This is a genomic window from Microbacterium sp. ZXX196 (assembly GCF_009709595.1).
Lineage (GTDB): Bacteria > Actinomycetota > Actinomycetes > Actinomycetales > Microbacteriaceae > Microbacterium > Microbacterium excoecariae.
Genome location: NZ_WMEE01000028.1, coordinates 1 through 944, shown reverse-complemented (window position 1 = coordinate 944; position 944 = coordinate 1). Strand labels below are relative to the sequence as shown.

Genomic DNA, 944 nt, shown 5'->3' with positions numbered 1-944 from the left:
CTAGGGTGTGTCTGACAATTGCCGGGTCCAGGCGATGACGGCGTTGAGGATGACGGCGGCGCGGTAAACGACGGCGAGTTTGTCGTAGCGGGTGGCGAGTCCTCGCCATTGCTTGATGTGGCAGTAGCGGCGTTCGATGACGTTGCGGCCTTTGTAGTCGGCCGCATCGAGCCCGACGGGGCGGCCGCCTCGTGACCCGCGGCGCTTGCGATGCCCTTGCTGATCGGACGGCTCGGGGATCACGGCCTTGATCCCGCGGGCGCGCAGGTGCCCGCGGATCGCGCGGGACGAGTACGCCTTATCGCCCCGGATCGCGTCCGGGCGAGTGCGGGGCCGACCGACCGGACGGACCACGCGCAGCTGTCCCATCAGCGGCAGGAACATCGGCGAGTCGCCGGCCTGCCCTGCAGTCAGCAGCGCAACCAGCGGCAGCCCGTTGCCGTCGACGAGCTGATGGATCTTCGTCGACAGGCCACCCCTGGAGCGGCCGACCGCGTGATCAAGCGGCTCGACGCGAAGATTCGTGTAATTCGATCCAGCCCCCTGTGAGGCGCTTCGTGTTCGTCGCGTGCTGGTGCGCGCGGGCGATCGTGGAGTCCACCGACAGCGACCAGTCCACCAGTCCCGCCTCGTCCGCGGCGGCGGTGAGCGTGGCCAGCACCTTGTCCCAGGTTCCCTCGACGGCCATGCGGTGATGCCAGGTCCACACCGTCTGCCACGGCCCGAACACCTCCGGCAGATCTCGCCACGCGATCCCGCACCGATACCGGTAGATGATGCCCTCGACCATCAGCCTGGCGTCGGAGAACGGCCGCCCCTTACGCCCCGTGGGACGGGGCAGCATCTCCTCGATCAACGACCACTGGGCATCCGAGAGCATCTGAAACCGCGACACGACCACAGCCTCCCAGCACGCCACCGAACTATTTGTCAGACACGCCCTA

General features: G+C 67.7%; 1 protein-coding gene. It reads right to left on the bottom strand.

Annotated elements, in window-relative coordinates; genetic code table 11:
* Positions 1-895, bottom strand: a protein-coding gene (locus GJQ66_RS12100) for an IS5 family transposase (protein WP_368732937.1) whose coding sequence is annotated in 2 segments (ribosomal slippage) — positions 1-543 and positions 545-895 — 894 coding nt in all. Because the reading frame shifts where the segments join, the coding sequence is not laid out codon by codon here.
* Positions 896-944 lie beyond the last annotated feature (49 nt).